Source organism: Prochlorococcus marinus str. MIT 0917, from assembly GCF_027359575.1.
Taxonomy (GTDB): Bacteria; Cyanobacteriota; Cyanobacteriia; order PCC-6307; family Cyanobiaceae; genus Prochlorococcus_B; species Prochlorococcus_B marinus_D.
This window is the reverse complement of record NZ_CP114784.1, coordinates 871,638-889,524: the sequence shown is the minus strand read 5'-3', so window position 1 is coordinate 889,524 and position 17,887 is coordinate 871,638. Positions and strand designations below refer to the sequence as shown.

Genomic DNA, 17,887 nt, shown 5'->3' with positions numbered 1-17,887 from the left:
TTTGACTGACATTTCTTCTTCTCAACCTCTTGTTTTAAATAGCGAGCAAATAATGGGGCTTTTGCCACACAGATATCCCTTTGCACTTGTTGACAGAGTGATAGAACATGATCAAGGCAAGAAAGCTGTGGCAATAAAAAATGTCACTCTTAATGAGCCTCAATTTCAAGGCCATTTCCCCGATAGACCGCTAATGCCAGGAGTCTTAATAGTAGAAGCAATGGCTCAGGTAGGTGGGCTTATTGTTTCTCAAATGCCTGATCTTCCAAAAGGGCTTTTTGTTTTCGCTGGGATCGATTCAGTTCGGTTTAGGCGCCCAGTGGTTCCTGGAGATCAATTATTGATATCTTGTGAGTTGATAAGTATCAAAAGAAAGAGATTTGGGAAAGTTAGAGGAGAAGCAAAAGTGGATGATCAGTTGGTTTGTTCTGGAGATTTGATGTTCTCTCTCGTGGACTGAAGTGATGAGTGAACTTCAATCTTCTCAAAGCTTGATTGCAGATAACAAAGCAAATATTCATGACTTTGCAGACGTCTCTCCAAAAGCTGAACTTGGAAAAGGTGTATGTGTAGGCTCAGGGGCTGTTATTGGTCCAGATGTGATCGTTGGTCCTAATACTTGGATAGGTCCAAATGTAATAATCGAGGGAAAAGTAAAAATAGGATCAAATAATAAGATTTTTCCAGGAGCATGTATTGGATTAGAGCCCCAAGACTTGAAGTATAGAGGAGATTCTACTGATGTTTTAATTGGAGATAATAATACTTTTAGAGAATGTGTAACTATTAATAGGGCCACCTTTGAAGGGGAAAAAACTATTGTTGGGAATCAGAATTTGTTAATGGCTTATTCTCATTTAGGACATAATTGTGATATTGGAAACAGTGTAGTTATAGCTAATAGCGTACAGATTGCAGGTCATGTTGTTGTTGAAGATAGAGCTGTTATTGGAGGTTGCTTGGGGATACATCAATTTGTTCATATTGGTTATCTAGCTATGGTTGGAGGGATGACAAGAGTTGATAGAGATGTTCCTCCATATTGTTTAGCAGAAGGTCATCCTGGAAGAATGCGGGGACTAAATCAAGTTGGAATTAAACGGCAAAATATAGATAAAGAGAATAAAGAAGAATATTTACAATTGAAAAGAATTTGGAACTTATTATTTAAATCTGAATATGTAATCTCTGATGGCTTAAAAATGGCAAGACAAGAGAATTTATTACAATCTTCCGCAAGGTTATGTGGATTTATAGAACTCTCTATTGGGAAAGGTAGAAGAGGTCCAATGCCTTATTATATTTCAACTAATAAATAATGAAGTTATTAATCAGTACAGGTGAAGTCTCTGGAGACTTGCAGGGAAGTTTATTGATAAATTCGTTAAAGATTAATGCAGAAAAAAGAAAAATTGAATTAGAGATAGTTGCTTTGGGTGGTGAAAGGATGAGAGAAGCAGGGGCTCAATTGATATCTAATACTTCTTCAATAGGTGCAATTGGCTTTTTAGAAGCTCTTCCTTACGTTCTGCCAACTTTGAATGCACAATCAAAAATCGATCATTACCTAAGTTCTTCCCCTCCTGATGCAGTTGTTTTAATTGACTATATGGGACCAAATATTCGACTAGGCTTAAAAGTAAAAAAAAAGTTCCCTAATGTTCCAATAATTTATTATATTGCGCCTCAGGAATGGGCATGGAGATTAGGTGATTCGGGTACAACCGATTTGATTGGTTTTACAGACAAAATATTAGCTATCTTTGAACAGGAAGCCGAATTTTATTCAAATAAGGGAGGAAATGTAAAATTTGTGGGCCATCCAATGTTGGATTTTTATAGAAAGATACCTACTAGAGAAGAATCATTGAGAAAAATAGGATTAACTTCTGATAAAAAACTTCTTCTTATCATTCCTGCTTCTCGGAGACAAGAACTTAAATATATTTTACCCACATTGTTAAAAGCGGCTAAGCTTCTTCAGGAAAAGGACCCTTCTATTACTGTCTTTATACCATCTGGATTAAAAGAATTTGATGAATTATTAAATAGTTCATTGAAAGAATATGGTGTATCTGGAAGGATTATTTTGTCGAATGAAGTTGATGATTTAAAGCCATTTTTATTTTCAGCGTCTCATCTTGCTTTGGCTAAGTCTGGGACGATAAATATGGAATTAGCTCTAAACTCAGTTCCACAAATTGTTGGATATAAAGTAAGTAGAGTTACTGCTTTCTTCGCAAGATATTTATTGAGATTTAATGTTAAATATATTTCCCCAGTGAATCTTCTTTTAAATAAAATGTTAATACCAGAGTTCATACAAGAGGACTTTAAAGCTGAAAAGATTTTTAATGCAGCAATAAGAATCCTCGAAGATACTTCGACTAAAGATGAGATAATGCTTGGCTATAAAAGATTAAAAGATAAATTAGGAAAGCCCGGAGTTACAGATAGAGCATCAAAGGATATTCTGGACTTATTAGTTAAATAATTACTATGAATGAAATTGTCAGAAAACTGATAGTATTTTGTATGTTGCTTCAACTTTCAATAGCTTGCCCGATCCAAGCACTTGCAGGATCAGAAGAAGCTGTTTTTGCAGGAGGTTGTTTTTGGTGCCTAGAACATGATCTAGAGAAACTAGATGGAGTAGTTTCGGTAGAAAGTGGATACTCTGGAGGAGATCTGATTAATCCGACATATGAAAATCATAGTGGTCATCAAGAGGTTGTGAAAGTTATTTTTGATTCTGATATTATTAGCTATAAAGAGTTACTTAAACAGTATTGGTTTAATATTGATCCATTTGATAATAAGGGACAATTTTGCGATAGAGGTGATTCATATAAGCCTGTTATCTTTACATCGAATCAAACACAAGAGCGAGCTGCAAAAGAGAGTCAAGAAAATATTTCTGTTGGATTAAATATACCCTTAGATCAATTAAAAGTTGATATTATTGATTCCAAATCCTTTTGGATAGCAGAGAAATATCACCAGGACTTTGCTGCTAAAAATCCACTTAAATATAACTTCTATAGAACAAGTTGTGGTAGAGATAATAGACTTAAAAAGGTTTGGGAAAAATATAAATCGTAATCAATTACTTATGATCCAAAGATATTAAATATATATATTTAATATCTTTGGATCATAAGTGAATATATTATTGTGCTTTAAGACTCAATTCCTTTATCCAATTAACTAACATTCTTACTCCATAACCAGTTGCACCCTTTGGATTTATATCTCTATCTTTTTCAGTCCAACATGTACCTGCTATGTCAATGTGAGCCCATGGAATGCTTGAGTTCACAAATTCTTTTAGAAACAATGCAGCAGTAATTGATCCCCCTGGCCTAGGACCTGTGTTTTGCAAATCGGCAATAGATGATTTAATTCCAGATTTGTATGAATCTTGCATAGGCATCCTCCAGATACCCTCTCCGGCTTTACTTGCCGCTTTAGTTAATTGTTCAGATAGTTGATCATTGTCAGTCCATAACCCTGCTATCTCATCTCCTAACGCAATCACGCAAGCTCCAGTAAGAGTAGCTAGATCTACAATGGCATCAGGCTTAAGTTTGCACGCATAAACCAAAGCATCAGCTAAAGTTAATCTTCCCTCTGCATCGGTGTTATTTACTTCAATGGTTTTTCCGTTCGAGGCTTTGATGATATCTCCAGGATGCAATGCAGAACCATTAATCATATTTTCGCAAGCAGCAACAATAAAATGAACCTCGGTGTTGATTGGTTTAAGTTCTGCGATTGCTCTTGCTGTTCCAAGAACAGCAGCACTTCCTCCCATGTCGTACTTCATTTTTTCAATTTGAGAAGCACCTACTTTTAAGTTATATCCACCAGAGTCAAAAGTTAAACCTTTGCCGACTAATACGACTTTGTGTTTTGCGTTTTTTGAAGAATATTTTAAGTGTATAAAATTAGGCTCTAGATCTGATCCTTTAGCAACCGCTAAGTAAGCTCCCATTCCTTGCTCTTCGCACTCTTTTTTGTCAAGAATTTTTAAATCTAGATTATAATCACAGGCTAATTTTTCAGCCTCTTTCGCCATTTGATGTGGGGTAAGAACATTTGGGGGGGCTGAAACAAGCTCTCTTGCAAATTTAACTCCTTCGCAAATTGGATTTATTTCAGCAATGGCTGATTTAGTGATTTTAGGTTCCAAGCCTATCAATTCAACTTCATCAATTGGAGCAGTCTCTTTTGAGTCTGATTTGAATCTAAGATCTTTAATAGATGACAATCGAACTGCTTCTCCAACTGCGCATACAGCTGAGGAAGGGTCAAATGCATCCCAGGGAAAAAATATTCCTAATTTTTTCTCATGGCTTGAAACTTGACGAGTACAGATTGAAGCTGCCTGCCTTAGATCATCAATTCGAAGCGTTTCGGCCTTGCCTAAGCCTACAAAAATTACTTTTTTTATTTTGCCTTCAATAAGCTCAATTGATAATTTCTGACTTTTTTTGCCTTCGAACTTTGAATCAATAAACCTTTGGCTTAAAAAAGTATCTTTTATTATTGTCTTAAATAAATTAATTTGGCTTTCGATTGTTCCCTCCAAAATCCCAGCAATAAGAACTGATCCTGACCATTCGTTAATTTCTTTGGAGACTGCTGAAATTTGCATTTAATTTTTATACTTGTAATTATGATAACAATTTTTATTAATTGATTTGAGAAGTAAATGGCGTTGCCCATATTTCCCTTGTCTCTTTATTAAATGGTGGAAGCCAAGCTTGAATAAGCTTTTGTTCTAATTTTCTTCTCTCCTTGGTTTTACTTGGAACATCGAGCCAAAAACGAATATTTAATTTGGTTGACATATTTGCTTTATTGAGAGAATCGGAATAATTGGAAAGATAATTTTTACAGTCATGTTCCCCTTTCCACCTTTTCTCTGCGGAAATTGTTTCTCCGATATATAAAATTATATTTTGATCTGAATCAATAATTTTATCCATTACAAAATAAACCGCAGGTCCTTCATGCATTGCTTTTGGCCATCTCCAAAAACTTAAAGGTAAAGGAGTAAGATCAATTGGATTGAAAAGTTCGTTTAACTCTTCTGAGCTAGATTCAAATAGTGAAGATTGATTTACATCTCTATAACCGTATTTGAAAATAGGAGATTGATGGTTAATGATTTTTTCTTGCCATTCCATAATTATTTTCTTGTCAATGTATATATCTTGAAGAGGATCTTTTGCTGAAAAATCTAAATCATTATTATTAAATAAATCATATTGACGGTTTAATTTTATCATTTTCAAAAAGTTAAAATAAAAAGATGATGTTCAATTAATATTTTCATTGTGAAATGGCTAAGATTTTATTTTATTTTGGTTGAGAACAGTTTGAGGTTAGCTTGTGAAGATCAAATTAAAAGTGTTTTTCTTCATTAGTAAGTTTTTATGTAACTTGAGTAATAATTATATTTTTTGGTAGTGTGGCTATTTACACTCCCTAAACAAATGTTTTTGTGTGGAAATGGTCTAAGGTTAATCTATGTTTTTGATGTTATGATCATTGGAAGTCTTTGAATTCAAAATCGAGCTATTGATCTATCAACTTGGTTTAAGGATATGAGTTTTTTCGAGTCCGAAATTGTTCAGGAAGAGGCAAAAAAACTTTTCACTGATTATCAGAATCTGATGAAATTAGGCTCTGATTATGGAAAATTTGATAGAGAAGGGAAAGTAATGTTTATTGATAGTATGGAGAATTTAATGGAGAGGTATAAAGTATTTATGAAACGATTTGAACTTTCAGAAGATTTTCAGGCGAAAATGACTGTAGAGCAGTTAAAGACCCAATTGAGTCAATTTGGGATTACTCCTGATCAAATGTTTGATCAGATGAATAAAACATTGGTAAGAATGAAATCAGAATTGGATAAATGATTATTAACCTTTTTAATATTTAGACTATGTTAAATAAATTCAATGAATTACCTGATTGGATCTCTAGAGGTTTAGATGATCTTTTCCCTTATGATAATTCAGAAGATACAGATCAAAGTTTTCAAAAAAGATTAGAACTTGCCTCTACAGAAGGAAATCCTTTACGTGTAAAACTTGGAATTGATCCAACAGGGACTGATATTCATATAGGTCATAGTATTCTTTTTAGGAAATTAAGAGCTTTCCAAGATGCTGGACATACAGCAGTACTAATAATAGGAGATTTTACAGCAAGGATTGGAGACCCAACTGGAAAAAGTAAAACTAGAATTCAGCTTTCAAAAGATGAAGTTGAAGCAAATGCATTGAATTATCTTGAACAATTAGGCTTAGGTAAAGAACCCAAAGATTCATTACTTGATTTTACAACACCTAGTCGTTTAGAGATAAGAAGAAATAGTGAGTGGCTTGAAAATCTTAATTTGTCTAAAGTTATAGAACTTTTGTCAAATTCAACAGTTTGTCAAATGCTGGCTAAAGAAGATTTTAGTAATCGATATAAATCTGGCACTCCCATATCTCTTCATGAATTTCTCTATCCACTTCTTCAAGGATATGATTCAGTTGCAATCAATTCTGATTTAGAACTTGGTGGTACAGATCAGAAATTTAATATTGCTATGGGACGAGATTTGCAAAGAGCTTTTGGACAGAAACCCCAATTTGGAATGCTATTACCTATTTTGGTTGGGTTAGATGGAACACAAAAAATGAGTAAAAGCTTAGACAATATTGTAGGCATAAATGAAGATTCATTATCTATGTATTCAAAATTAGAAAAGGTTCCAGATAATTTAGTTTTTAGTTATTTAAATTTACTAACTAATGAAAACTTAAAAGAATTAAGTGCAAATCCAAGAGAAGTTCAAAAATTCATGGCCTTAAAAATAACATCTAATTTTAAAGGAATTGAGGCTGCCCAAAAAGCTCAGTCTAATTCTGAAAAATTAGTTTTAGGTACTCAAGAATCTCTTGAGGAAATTCCAGAAGCCTCGCTTTCTAATGTGAATTTTCCAGCTAAAGCATTTTATTTGTTTAGTAAAATGGAAATGTGTTCAAGTAGTAGTGAAGCAAGAAGACAAATTCTTGGAGGAGGAGTAAGAATTGATGGAAAAAAAATTATTGATCCTAATTTAGAGTTTGATACTCCAGATGATCTCATAGGAAAAATATTGCAGGTAGGAAAGAAAAAATTTCTTCGTGTTTTAAATTGATAGAATGTTATGAAAAATATTGATAATCCAAGTGAAAAGATAATTATTGCCTTAGATGGTATGGATAAGAATAATGTTTTCAATCTACTGGAAAAAATACCTGAAATTATCTGGGTTAAAGTTGGCCTCGAATTGTTTGTTAGTGAAGGACCAGATATATTGTCAATATTAAGGGATAAGGGGAAAAAGATATTTTTAGATCTTAAATTTCATGATATTCCTACTACAGTTGCTAGAGCATGTTTCGAAGCATCACAAACGGGTGCTGAATTTATTTCTTTGCACACTTGCGCAGGAATAAGGGCTCTTAAGATGGCCAATGAAGCAGCACAGGAAGGAGCCGCTAAAGTTAATTTAATGCCGCCAAAATTATTGGGAATTACAATCTTGACTAGTTGGACTAACGAAAGTTTCGCTAGCGATCTATTGATTAATCAATCTATTGATAAACGTGTTAAGCACCTAGCAGAGATTGCTTCGAAGTCTGGCTTGGGAGGATGTGTCTGCAGTCCTAGAGAGGTTCAATCTCTTCGTGAGGTTTATCCTGAGGCCTTTGAGCTGGTAACACCTGGAATACGCTCATTGGGTTCAGATGTCAACGATCAATCCAGGGTCTCTGATGCGTCCGAAGCTATCAAGATGGGAGCTTCAAAATTAGTTATTGGTAGAGCAATAACTAAATCAAACGATCCTGCATATATATTCAAAAGTTTTTGTGATAAAGTTGTTATTTAATTTCTTGGTTTTGCCCAATTCTTGGCTCCTTACCTTTAATTAGTCTGGCTATATTTTCTCTATGTCGCCAAATTACTAAAGCCATGGCTAATAGTGATATAATTAAAAATGGTAAAGAAAAATTTGAAGTTTTAAAGCTTAAAAACATTATTAAAGGTAGAGCTAAAGCTGCACTAACACTAGCAAGTGAAACTATTCTGAATATTGTAATTATTGCTATGAAGATGCCTAGTGTGGCAAGTCCAACTTGCCATGAAAGGCCAAGAAATACCCCCAATCCTGTCGCTACAGCTTTACCACCTTTCCAATTAAGCCAGACAGGCCAAATGTGGCCAATTAAAGTTGATAGGCCTATGGCTACTTGCCATGTATCATTTAGTAGAAAATATTTTGCTATTAAAATAGATATAACTCCTTTTAAAACATCTAGTGTAAAGACTGTAATTGCTGCGCGCTTTCCAATCTGTCTTAATACATTTGTTGCTCCTGTGGAGCCAGAACCTAATGAACGAATATCAATTCCTTTGGTAATTCTTCCAGCTAGATAACCACTAGGAAAAGATCCAAATAAATATCCTAAAAGTAGAATTAATAGATTCAAAATAATTTCAATAGGAATTTTTATATTAATCCATCTTCTTCGTAAATTTCATTGGGACTTCCTGCAAAAGCTAGCCAAATGGGAAACTGAAGAATTGGAATCTCTACATTAATTTCAGCCGCATCAATAATTATCAAAGGCAACTCCCCTCTTTCTTCAAGTCGATCTGCCCTTTCAACTAGTCCATCTGATCTCTCGAAAAGGACTATCCCGCTATTTGGTCCAAAATCCTCACGGTTAAGTCCTAATGAATCTTGCAGACATCGTCTCCATTCTCCGAGTCGCTCTGGTTGACTTGCTAAAACCAAAGTCTGAAATTGTTCTCCGTATAATTCACCTAATATTGCAATAATCCCTGCGGCAACTAAAGCATTTTTTGGCCTACTCCCTCTACTTGGCTGAGCTCCTCTTCCTCCCATGCTGAAGAACCAATCTTCGAGCATTTCTATATCAATGGATTCAAGACTCCTTCTAAGTTTCCAAGGCTCAGCATAGAAATCGGGTTGCTCTAGAAATTGACTAAAGCATCTTCTGATTAAACTCTCGTCAGGTTTAAAAGTATCAGAAACAGCATGGATAACTTCTGGCTCTTTAGAAGGCTCAGCTTTTTTATTTTCATCAAGTGGTGATGGCTTCACTATTACAGGAGGTACAACAAGTTCTAGTTGCTCTGCCGACTGAGCTAAGTCTTGTAACGCACCAGTTAAATATTCTTGAAAGCCTTTAACTTTCCTAGCGATTGCATCAGATTGACCTGTAAATGAGCTTTTAAGTTCAGTATCAATTTGTTCTTTCTTTTTAGAAAGTTCTTCTAATTCTTTTTCTAATTGCTCACGTGAATGCTGAAGATCTTTAAGAGCAAGATCAATGAAAGCCTTTGACTGTGAGTTAGAGATTTTTTGATCGTTTGCAGGACTAATGACACTTTTTGATTTAATTTCCTTCTCGAGAGGCTTTGGGGGTGTATTTTTTAATGAAGAAGCATTTTTCACAGAAATATTCTGTTCTGAATTTTGTTTTTCTTTAGATAGATTCTCTTCGGTTTCCATATGTCAAAAACTTTAATTAAGTTTTAGATTTTGATTAGTCTACTTCTTTTTGTATTTCTAAATCCTTGACCTTTAACTTTAGCTGTTTTCTCAATGAGTTGACCTCAAAAAGTATTGGCAATAGATGTGGGCTAGCTTCTTCTCTAAAATAAAGAAAACCTGGCAATTTTGGTAATATAATTTTCCATGCAATCCAATTCTTAAAAGGAAATCTTCTTAGTTCATTGCCAAGTTGTATCACAATTAAATCGTCCTTAGTAAATTTTAGTTTTAAAGTAAAAGATTGAAGTAGTAGGAAAAAACCGAAACTGCTAATTACTATCGTTGGCCATGGATGAAACGGTGTTATCAAAAATAATAAGCCTACAAATATTATAAAGATGGGTAAACGATAAGAAGGCGATAAAATCACACCATCTTTGTCGAGAAGATTTTCAGAAGACATAGTTTTATCCAAAAAGAACTTGGGTGAGCAAAACATCTATCAAAGAAACGCTTATCAGAGTCATTACTACTGCTCCAGTAGTGCTTGATCCTACTTCTTTTGGTCCTCCTCTTGTAGTTAATCCCCATCCGCAAGCAATGATTGATATTAAGAGACCAAATACCAATGCTTTCACCAGCATAAAGGGAAGATCAGATGTTATGAGCCATTCTCTTACCGAATTCCAAAAGATGCTTGGTGGAATCTGATAGAGAATGGTGCTGCTAAATTGGCCACTAAATAAAGCTATGGAGAAAAATAGTAAGCATTGAATTGGCGCCATTAATACCATCGCGCACAACCTTGGAACAACTAGATATTCAACTGGATCTGTTTGTAGCATCGTAATAGCATCAATTTGCTCAGTAACTTTCATTGTCCCTATTTGAGCAGCATAAGCAGTTGCAACTTTTCCAGTTAGCAGAGTTGCTGTTAATAAAGGAGCTATCTCTCTTGCCATACCAATTGCTAAAAGTCCTCCAACGGCTGAACCTAATCCTTGTTTACTCAATTCTGCGGCGACCTGAATATTGAAAACGGTCCCTGCTGCAATGCCTGTAATTAGAACGATAAGGAAGCTACCTGGACCGGCTTCCATTAATTGATCTATCAAATCTGATTTATTGATTTTCCCTTTGGCTATTGATGCAATTGCTTGTCCTCCGATTAATAGGCTGCTAAAAAATCTTCTTAGCCAACGAGGTGAGTAATTCATTGACTTACGGGCTTACGCTTCTAGATTGGAAATCTAAACTTTGCCAGGGTTTCATAGTTATTAAACCAGCAATTACGAGAAAAGAAGGTATTAATCCCATGCATAATCTAATAGTAATAATTGCTGTTAGAGGTTGATCTAAGTCTTCTAAACTTGATAAGCAATTAGTCGATGATTTATATCCTGATAAAGATAAAAGAACACCCAAAAATTGAACGCTTAAACCAATACCAATTTTCTGAATAAAGACCATCCATGCTGTATATATTCCTGCAGGTTTTTCGGGATCTTGATCAATAGCATCAGGAAGTAAAGACCACGGAATTAGATATGCTGTTGAAGCTCCAAATCCCACTAAAATAATTATTAATAAAAGAATTAGCATCTTTATTCCTTCAATATTGCCAAAAGATAATAAATTATTGATACTTATCCCTATAGTCAATGGGGGCATTAACATAACTAAAAGGCAAGCTAATATCCATATTTTACCTCCTTTGAATAGTGCTGATATCCTTCCGTATTTATTGGAGTAAAAGCTCCAAAACTGTAGTCCTAATAGAGTACTAATTTGAAATGGTATTGGTATCCATTTTGAAATTTCTATTGGAACAAGCATTACTTGCTCAAGATAGATTAATGAAACGGTTTGCATTAATTGCAGTCCGCACCAAAGAAGCAAGTAAAGAGCGATAATTCGTGTGAAAAGTTTATTATTTAAAACTCTTTTTAGTTGCTGATTAAAAGGTTCTGATTGAGAAGTGGGCTTCCTAGCTTTTTTAGCAAATGGGGCGAGTCCCCAGCAAGCAATTAATGTAGTAAAGGTAGCAATAATTCCTGTTACTCTGCCCATTGAAGTATAACCTTCCACTCCTTGAGATAAGAAGCCGGCAGCCACTATTAATCCAGTGGTTCCAGCTATAATAGAACCCGTAAATCTTGCAGCATTGAGTCTTGTTCTAATGGCTATGTTTTCAGTTAGCTCGGTAGATAATGCGGCAAAGGGTAGATTTACTGCTGTGTAAGCTGTCATCAAGAAAATAGCAGCGAATACGTAATAAGTTGTTTTCACATCTATGTCTCCTGGAGGGACCCACCACATTGCTGCAAGGCATAAGCCAAGTGGAACAGCACCTCCAATCATCCATGGAAGCCTTGGCCCCCATCTTGATCTGGTGTGATCACTCATCCATCCAATTAAAGGATCATTTATCGCATCCCAAAGTTTTGAAACCATGAGAAGGGAGCCTGCAATAAAAGCAGGAATTCCTGCAGCACAAGTGAAAAAAAGAAATAGATAAGTACCTAACTGTATTGCGGCTAATCCGGTTCCAGCATCTCCCATTGCATAAGAGATCATGAGTCTCGTGCGATTATTTCCTTCGTAAAGCGATGTAGACTTATTCACTCTTTTTTGGATAATGGGACTCGCAAGGTAATAATGGAGGAAGCTGAATTAATTTTTACTCCAACATTGAGTAGATCTTTAGTTTTAGCGCGGGCGTAGTTTAGTGGTAAAACCTCAGCCTTCCAAGCTGATGATGCGGGTTCGATTCCCGCCGCCCGCTTGATTTTGATTCTCATAGCTTAATTTTTTTTGAATACTCGCTGGAGACCATCAGCACAAGACTGTTACTTTCAATCTGAACATTTGATTGATTCGCTAAAGGTTTTTTAGAGACGTTTTTAGTTTTCAAAATAGAAGTATCAATGTATTTCTTCCAAGGAGAAATTGGGGTTGGCAAGTCAAAAAGCATTGATTCTTTGTAAGCATTTAAGCCAAGCCAAATTGCTGAGCCTTCATTGTTTTTGTTAATGCTAAATCCAAGAGTATGTGACCAGTCACCCCAGTCAGGTTTATTAACTTTAATGCCATGCCACTGAATCCAAAAATGCGATGTTTTGGCCTTGGTATTATCTTTTTGACAATCATAAATACTATCAGGGCTGAAAAACTCAGGTAGTTGTTTCCTTAGAGATATCAGCTTTAATACAAATTCTTTTAAGTCATGATCCCAATTCTTTTGATTCCAATCCATCCATCCAAGAGGGTTGTCTTGACACCATGTGTTGTTATTGCCTCCTTGGCTTCTACCTACTTCGTCTCCCATTAAAACCATCGGTATTCCAGGAGATAAAAGGAGTGTTGCAAGAAGATTTCTTTGTTGTTTTTGCCTCAAATTATTTATTTCTTTATTAGTAGTTGGTCCTTCAACTCCGTAATTACAACTATTATTATTGTTCTCCCCATCTCTATTGTTTTCGCCGTTTGCAAGGTTATGCTTTTTGTTAAAGCTTACTAGATCTTTTAATGTGAATCCATCATGAGAAGTGATGAAATTAATACTAAATATATTTGCTAAATTATTATCTTTATATAGTGATTTATTCCCTATTAATCTATCTTTAAGTGGCCATATTGTTCCTTTTTCCCCTTTCCAAAATCTTCTAATATCATCTCTAAAATAACCATTCCATGTTCTGAATTCTTTCGCTGGAAAATCACCTAGTTTGTAAAGACCGCCACAATCCCAGGGCTCACTGATTAATTTAACATCACTTAGTTTAGGATCTGCTTCTATTTCTTCAAATAAGGGAGGTTTGTCTAAAGGAATTAAATTTTCGCCTCTACTCAAAGCAATACCTAAGTCAAAACGAAATCCATCAACTCCTAATTCAATTGCCCAACACCGCAATGATTCTAATATTAATTTTCTAACTAAAGGACGATTAGCGGCAATACTATTTCCACATCCACTCACATCTTGATAATTTTCCTTTTCATCTTGATGGTAGTAAGTTTTAGGACCAAAAATTTTCCAACTTATACTTGGACCATTTTGATTACCTTCTGTTGTGTGATTATAAACAACATCGATTAATACTTCTAGCTCATTATCATGGCAAACTTCTACAAACTTTTTGAATTGTTTCCTTGCTTCTAATGGATTACAACTATCTACAAAACCTTGATGTGGTGTAAACCAATTGATAGGGCTATAACCCCAATAGTTAACTAGTCCTTCAGGGGCATCATTAGAATCGAAAGCGAATACCGGAAGTAATTCAATAGTTGTAATGCCAATGCTTTTAAGATAAGGTATCTTTTCAATTAAACCTCTAAATGTCCCTTTTTTACTTTCGCTAATATTTGAATAATTACTTTTAGTAAAGCCGCCAACATGTAATTCATAAATAATTGTTTTATTCCATGAATGTTTAGGCCTTGGGTGAGATTTGAAATCAAAATAGTCTCTTTTAGTTACTACTCCCTTTAGGCAATTAGCATAACCTTTATTTACTTTCTCTTTTTGATTCCTTATGTAATTTACCCACCCTGTAATTGCTCTGGCACATGGATCTAAAACAATATGTTCCTTGGCAGATATTTGCCCCTCAATTGATATTTTATAGCCATATAACGTTCCTTCAGTTAATCCCTCTATTTCAACGTGCCAATAATCCCCAGACCTATTTTTCTCATCTAAGGATATTGTTTCTTTTGCGAACTCGTCATCTTGATCCTGGAATATTAGTAATTCTACATTTGTTGCATGTGGTGCTGCTATAGAGAAATTAACCCCATCAAGAGTAATTGAGCTACCCAAAGGCCATGCTGAACCAACTTTTACTTTTCCCAATTGTGTTTGTCCTTTATAAAAATAATCAAGTAACTTTCCCTATAAGTTAGGTGGTTAGTTTGTTTTAACAAGTTATGAAAAACGAAATTCAATGTTAAAAGGAACTTGTGTTAAGCATTTGATTCTTTTTCAAATGAATACTAAATCGTTTTAGAGGGAAAACTTCGTTGTTTTGCTATTTGGGTTTTGAAATGAGTTCAAACACATTCTATTCCAATTGCAAATCAAATCTTTTGAAGATTTAGGGAAAAAGGTTAAGGAAGCATTTAGAGCATTATTTAGGGATTACAGCTTCAAAATGGATTTCTTCGAGCTAAAAAAAATTGATTTGTCATTTGTGACTCTCTTTTTTGTGTGGGTATTATTTTGTAATACCAATAAATGTGCTGTTCTGCAGACCTTTGTTAATTCAAGAGAATTCAATAAAATGTTTGATTTTTGTTGGAAAAAATAATTAATTCCAAATTCCAACGCTGTTCTTGATGAAAAATGTGAAAACCCATCTTTTCAGAAACCTTGCACTGACAAGCTTCTTGGGAAAGGTGCCTCTTTATGACGCTGTTTAGTCCAAATCTTTGAGACATTGTTGAATCGATAAAAAATGCACATATATTTTTAGAAAGCTTACTGTCACAAGCTCTTTGGGTTGCAGGCAAGTGATTTGCTCCATACGATTAGCAAGATTGAGTTTTTTGGAAACTAATTATCTATTGGTTTCCCTCCTCTTACTCCCTGCTACATACAAACCTTTCCAATGAACAAAGCAGATTTAGTCAACCTAGTTGCAGCTCGTACTGAGCTAACGAAAACAGACGTCTCTCTGGTGGTTGATGCCGCCATAGATACAATTATTGATTCTGTAGTGGAGGGTAAGAAAGTCTCCATTCTAGGGTTTGGCTCTTTTGAGCCTCGCGATCGTTCTGCTCGTCAGGGATTAAACCCTAAAACTGGAGAGAAGATAGCAATCCCTGCTAAGCGAGTTCCTGCTTTTACTGCTGGGAAGTTGTTTAAGGACCGTGTTCAGGGATGAGTCTTTAAAAAGCTGTTTTGCTTACTTACATTTCGTTTTTGTTAGGGACTCTTTAAAAATGAGTCCCTTTTTTTGTAAAAATCTAAAATTTTATGATTAAGAAAATAATCTTTGTTTTTTTGCATAGGTATTGCTATTCATATTCAAATAATCATTAACAAATTATTTTGGAGATTATGTTTTGATTAATTATTCATTTGAAAAAATTAAATTCGTGTCCGTTCTTTTTATATACATATTTATTCCTCTAAATCATATGATAGCAAGTGAATCAAACAATTATTCGGAGATTGATATGCTGATATTTAGATGTTATAAAGACATAAAATATTGTAAGAAAGCATTATTCCAAGTAAATGATTATCAAAAAAATGCTGCAAAAAATAAAAAATTTGCTTGTCAAACCAGATTACTAGGTTTAGAGTCAAATTTAATAATGGCTACGAATTCTAATTTTAAAAGAAAAGAAGCTAAAAGTATTATTGATTATATAAAGAAATATTGCTGAAAATAATCAATAAATTGATCAGTTTAGGATTGATTTTTGACTTAGTTAACAAACTAATGTGAAAAACTAGAACAAAATAGGTTTTTATCTGATTTGTCTAAGTAAGCTTAGAACTATAAAGATAAAGAAATTCTTCTAACTAAGAAAATGGGCTCCAAATCTTTTAATTCCAAAAAAACTAATGATAAGGCAACTAAGACAAATAAGGTCAAAGACAATAAGTTTAAGAAAATAACTGCTAATGATCCAGATGTATTAGTTAATCTACCAGCTGGCATGAAATATAAAGTCCCAGGTAAGCGACAGAGAGTTATTATTGGTTCGATAGTAATTGGTTTGAATGTCTTGTTAGTTATTAGTGTGCTTGTTTACTTTTATAATCCTGCATTTCAAGAGTTTGTTTATAACTTCGGTCGATGATTGTGGTTTTACAAACCAAATATTTTAATCATTAGTAGCGATTTGGTGGGATTTATAAAAATAGTAAAATATTACTATTAAAAGAGTAAAAGTAAAGTTTGACTAAGAATTTTTTCTTGAGTTCTTATATAGAAACTCTATATTTTAATGTTTTATTAGAGGCATTTTAGTAGTAATGGTCCAAAAAAGAAGCGAGGAGAACAAGGCGAAAAAGATTCCTCAACAGAGAAAGACAACTCTTAAATGGGGAACCAATGGGGAGCTGTCAGAACTTGATATGGTTCGTATATTGGACCGTTTAAATGATCATGATTTAACTGAATGTGAGATACCTTTAGAAACGGTAAAAGAAAAAAAATTATAAATTCTTTTTTTTGTCTACGAGAAAAGCTAATATATTATTAATTATTGATTAGCTTTCATGAAAATAAGCATTGTGTTTATATCTTTGATAGCAATAATTCTTGGGTATTTATATTTTTTTACTGGCTATAAATCAGCCTTTGAAGCTGATCAGCAATGCCATTATGAATTGCGATTGAAATCTGTTGAATTAGAAGGATTGGGCTGTGATCATGATCTTGAAACTAATCAATGGATCCTTTATCAGAAAGGAATTAATGACAAGCCTTCTCAAGTTGTTGAACGTTATCGTTATTAACTTATGAATTTATTATTTATTGTTGGGAAAATATATATAGCAATAATTGAAGAGAACAAGGCTGTAATTATAAATGTTGAAAACTGCCCTAATGATCCTGGAAGATATGTGCTTTGAAGGAAATAAAAATCAATAAGTGAACCGATTGTTCCCCAAATAATTACCCAAGCAGATACGTATGAAATACCAACCAATGTTTTTTTATTCATAGCTTTTAAGAAATCAAGTATGTTAATGGAATAAATATAATATATAGATTTTATTTTTAGCTGATTCCAAAAATTTTAAGCGTTGCTGGTTCGCCACCAAAAGCTAATTCAGTTAGGATAAGCATTAAAAATCCGATCATAGCTACTCTCGCATTAACAAGTTCAGCATTTTCATTAAAACCAAAAACTTGTTTTACCTCTTCGCCTTTATTATTTATCCATTTAGGGTATGAATTGAGGTTTTTGCTTTGATCAATTAGTTTTGGATCATTTTTAGGTTCAATTGTTTCTATATTACCTGGATCTGAATCGAAACTATGATTATTGATCTCTGAATCATTCTCAGACATTTTAATTTAAAACATAATTATATACTTAAATTATAAGCCTTTTTTTTGGATTTTACTCTTTTCTAAGTTTAGCCATTTTCTTTGACTATTTAAAGTGGGTTTTTGTTTTTATTTAGTAAGCAAAGTTAATTAAACAAATAATTATTAGAAAATTTTATATTTAATAAATAAAATTGAATTATATATAAGTCATATATTTAGAAAATATATGACTTATATATAAAAAAGAAAAGAGCTATATAAAGTTAAAATTATTTATTATTACCTTATTAAGTTTTGT

The 17,887-nt window shown here is 33.8% G+C and carries 21 protein-coding genes and 1 tRNA gene; 12 read left to right on the top strand and 10 right to left on the bottom strand.

The window, feature by feature from the left end:
- Positions 1-52: 52 nt before the first annotated feature.
- The 4 genes from fabZ to msrA are packed head-to-tail and all read left to right on the top strand — an operon-like array spanning position 53 to position 3,102.
- Entirely contained in the window at positions 53-460 is a 408-nt protein-coding gene (fabZ, locus tag O5637_RS05250) for a 3-hydroxyacyl-ACP dehydratase FabZ (RefSeq protein WP_269606920.1), read from the top strand.
- Positions 461-464: 4 nt separating this feature from the next.
- Positions 465-1,319: an acyl-ACP--UDP-N-acetylglucosamine O-acyltransferase gene (gene lpxA / locus O5637_RS05245; RefSeq protein ID WP_269606707.1), complete on the top strand. Its 855-nt coding sequence runs from the start codon at positions 465-467 to the stop codon at positions 1,317-1,319.
- On the top strand, positions 1,319-2,494 hold the full coding sequence (lpxB, locus tag O5637_RS05240) for a lipid-A-disaccharide synthase (protein WP_269606705.1): 1,176 nt from the start codon (positions 1,319-1,321) through the stop codon (positions 2,492-2,494). Before lpxA ends, lpxB begins: the two co-directional genes overlap by 1 nt.
- Before the next feature lie 5 nt (positions 2,495-2,499).
- Positions 2,500-3,102 carry a peptide-methionine (S)-S-oxide reductase MsrA gene (gene msrA / locus O5637_RS05235; RefSeq protein ID WP_420063729.1) on the top strand — a complete coding sequence of 201 codons (603 nt, stop codon included), beginning with the start codon at positions 2,500-2,502 and terminating at the stop codon, positions 3,100-3,102.
- A gap of 67 nt (positions 3,103-3,169) precedes the next feature.
- On the opposite strand, the gene O5637_RS05230 is transcribed toward msrA, so the two are convergent.
- Both O5637_RS05230 and O5637_RS05225 read right to left on the bottom strand, forming a co-directional pair.
- A complete protein-coding gene (locus O5637_RS05230) occupies positions 3,170-4,657 on the bottom strand; it encodes a leucyl aminopeptidase (RefSeq protein ID WP_269606703.1) in 1,488 nt (495 codons plus the stop codon).
- Between the two features lie 37 nt (positions 4,658-4,694).
- The gene (locus tag O5637_RS05225; protein WP_269606701.1) at positions 4,695-5,294 is read right to left on the bottom strand and encodes a GIY-YIG nuclease family protein; all 600 of its coding nucleotides are present in this window, start codon (positions 5,292-5,294) and stop codon (positions 4,695-4,697) included.
- Positions 5,295-5,612: 318 nt separating this feature from the next.
- Here O5637_RS05225 and O5637_RS05220 point away from each other — a divergent pair, with 318 nt between their 5' ends.
- From O5637_RS05220 to pyrF, 3 genes are read left to right on the top strand one after another with little or no spacing between them, the layout of a single operon-like run.
- Positions 5,613-5,930, top strand: a complete 318-nt coding sequence (locus O5637_RS05220) for a DUF1825 family protein (protein ID WP_269606699.1) — start codon at positions 5,613-5,615, stop codon at positions 5,928-5,930.
- A gap of 26 nt (positions 5,931-5,956) precedes the next feature.
- Positions 5,957-7,204, top strand: a complete 1,248-nt coding sequence (gene tyrS / locus O5637_RS05215; RefSeq protein WP_269606698.1) for a tyrosine--tRNA ligase — start codon at positions 5,957-5,959, stop codon at positions 7,202-7,204.
- Positions 7,205-7,213: 9 nt separating this feature from the next.
- Entirely contained in the window at positions 7,214-7,939 is a 726-nt protein-coding gene (gene pyrF, locus O5637_RS05210) for an orotidine-5'-phosphate decarboxylase (protein ID WP_269606697.1), read from the top strand.
- Here pyrF and plsY read toward each other — a convergent pair.
- From plsY to O5637_RS05185, 5 genes are read right to left on the bottom strand one after another with little or no spacing between them, the layout of a single operon-like run.
- The gene (plsY, locus tag O5637_RS05205; RefSeq protein ID WP_269606695.1) at positions 7,932-8,540 is read right to left on the bottom strand and encodes a glycerol-3-phosphate 1-O-acyltransferase PlsY; all 609 of its coding nucleotides are present in this window, start codon (positions 8,538-8,540) and stop codon (positions 7,932-7,934) included. The genes pyrF and plsY overlap by 8 nt on opposite strands.
- Before the next feature lie 20 nt (positions 8,541-8,560).
- Positions 8,561-9,589 carry a DUF3086 domain-containing protein gene (locus O5637_RS05200; protein ID WP_269606693.1) on the bottom strand — a complete coding sequence of 343 codons (1,029 nt, stop codon included), beginning with the start codon at positions 9,587-9,589 and terminating at the stop codon, positions 8,561-8,563.
- Positions 9,590-9,623: 34 nt separating this feature from the next.
- Positions 9,624-10,034 (bottom strand): DUF3119 family protein, encoded by a 411-nt coding sequence (locus O5637_RS05195; RefSeq protein WP_269606692.1) that lies wholly within the window; start codon positions 10,032-10,034, stop codon positions 9,624-9,626.
- A 4-nt stretch (positions 10,035-10,038) separates the two neighbouring features.
- Complete coding sequence (locus tag O5637_RS05190; RefSeq protein WP_269606690.1) at positions 10,039-10,788, bottom strand: MlaE family ABC transporter permease; 750 nt, start codon at positions 10,786-10,788, stop codon at positions 10,039-10,041.
- 4 nt (positions 10,789-10,792) lie between these two features.
- Entirely contained in the window at positions 10,793-12,148 is a 1,356-nt protein-coding gene (locus tag O5637_RS05185) for an MFS transporter (protein ID WP_269606917.1), read from the bottom strand.
- A gap of 137 nt (positions 12,149-12,285) precedes the next feature.
- Between O5637_RS05185 and O5637_RS05180 the strand changes: the two genes are divergently transcribed.
- Positions 12,286-12,356: transfer RNA gene (locus O5637_RS05180), tRNA-Gly, on the top strand.
- A 12-nt stretch (positions 12,357-12,368) separates the two neighbouring features.
- Here the strand turns inward: O5637_RS05180 and O5637_RS05175 are convergent.
- Positions 12,369-14,429: a glycogen debranching protein gene (locus O5637_RS05175; protein ID WP_269606688.1), complete on the bottom strand. Its 2,061-nt coding sequence runs from the start codon at positions 14,427-14,429 to the stop codon at positions 12,369-12,371.
- Positions 14,430-15,183: 754 nt separating this feature from the next.
- Between O5637_RS05175 and O5637_RS05170 the strand changes: the two genes are divergently transcribed.
- The 4 genes from O5637_RS05170 (at position 15,184) to O5637_RS05155 (ending at position 17,048) form a co-directional block, all read left to right on the top strand.
- A complete protein-coding gene (locus O5637_RS05170; protein WP_011295240.1) occupies positions 15,184-15,459 on the top strand; it encodes an HU family DNA-binding protein in 276 nt (91 codons plus the stop codon).
- Positions 15,460-16,114: 655 nt separating this feature from the next.
- Complete coding sequence (locus O5637_RS05165; RefSeq protein WP_269606685.1) at positions 16,115-16,387, top strand: hypothetical protein; 273 nt, start codon at positions 16,115-16,117, stop codon at positions 16,385-16,387.
- 175 nt (positions 16,388-16,562) lie between these two features.
- On the top strand, positions 16,563-16,751 hold the full coding sequence (locus O5637_RS05160) for a hypothetical protein (RefSeq protein ID WP_269606683.1): 189 nt from the start codon (positions 16,563-16,565) through the stop codon (positions 16,749-16,751).
- Positions 16,752-16,808: 57 nt separating this feature from the next.
- Positions 16,809-17,048 (top strand): hypothetical protein, encoded by a 240-nt coding sequence (locus O5637_RS05155; protein ID WP_269606681.1) that lies wholly within the window; start codon positions 16,809-16,811, stop codon positions 17,046-17,048.
- On the opposite strand, the gene O5637_RS05150 is transcribed toward O5637_RS05155, so the two are convergent.
- Both O5637_RS05150 and O5637_RS05145 read right to left on the bottom strand, forming a co-directional pair.
- Entirely contained in the window at positions 17,045-17,257 is a 213-nt protein-coding gene (locus O5637_RS05150) for a hypothetical protein (protein ID WP_269606679.1), read from the bottom strand. The two genes, O5637_RS05155 and O5637_RS05150, sit on opposite strands and share 4 nt — an antisense overlap.
- A gap of 56 nt (positions 17,258-17,313) precedes the next feature.
- Complete coding sequence (locus tag O5637_RS05145) at positions 17,314-17,607, bottom strand: high light inducible protein (RefSeq protein WP_269606677.1); 294 nt, start codon at positions 17,605-17,607, stop codon at positions 17,314-17,316.
- Positions 17,608-17,887: the final 280 nt, after the last annotated feature.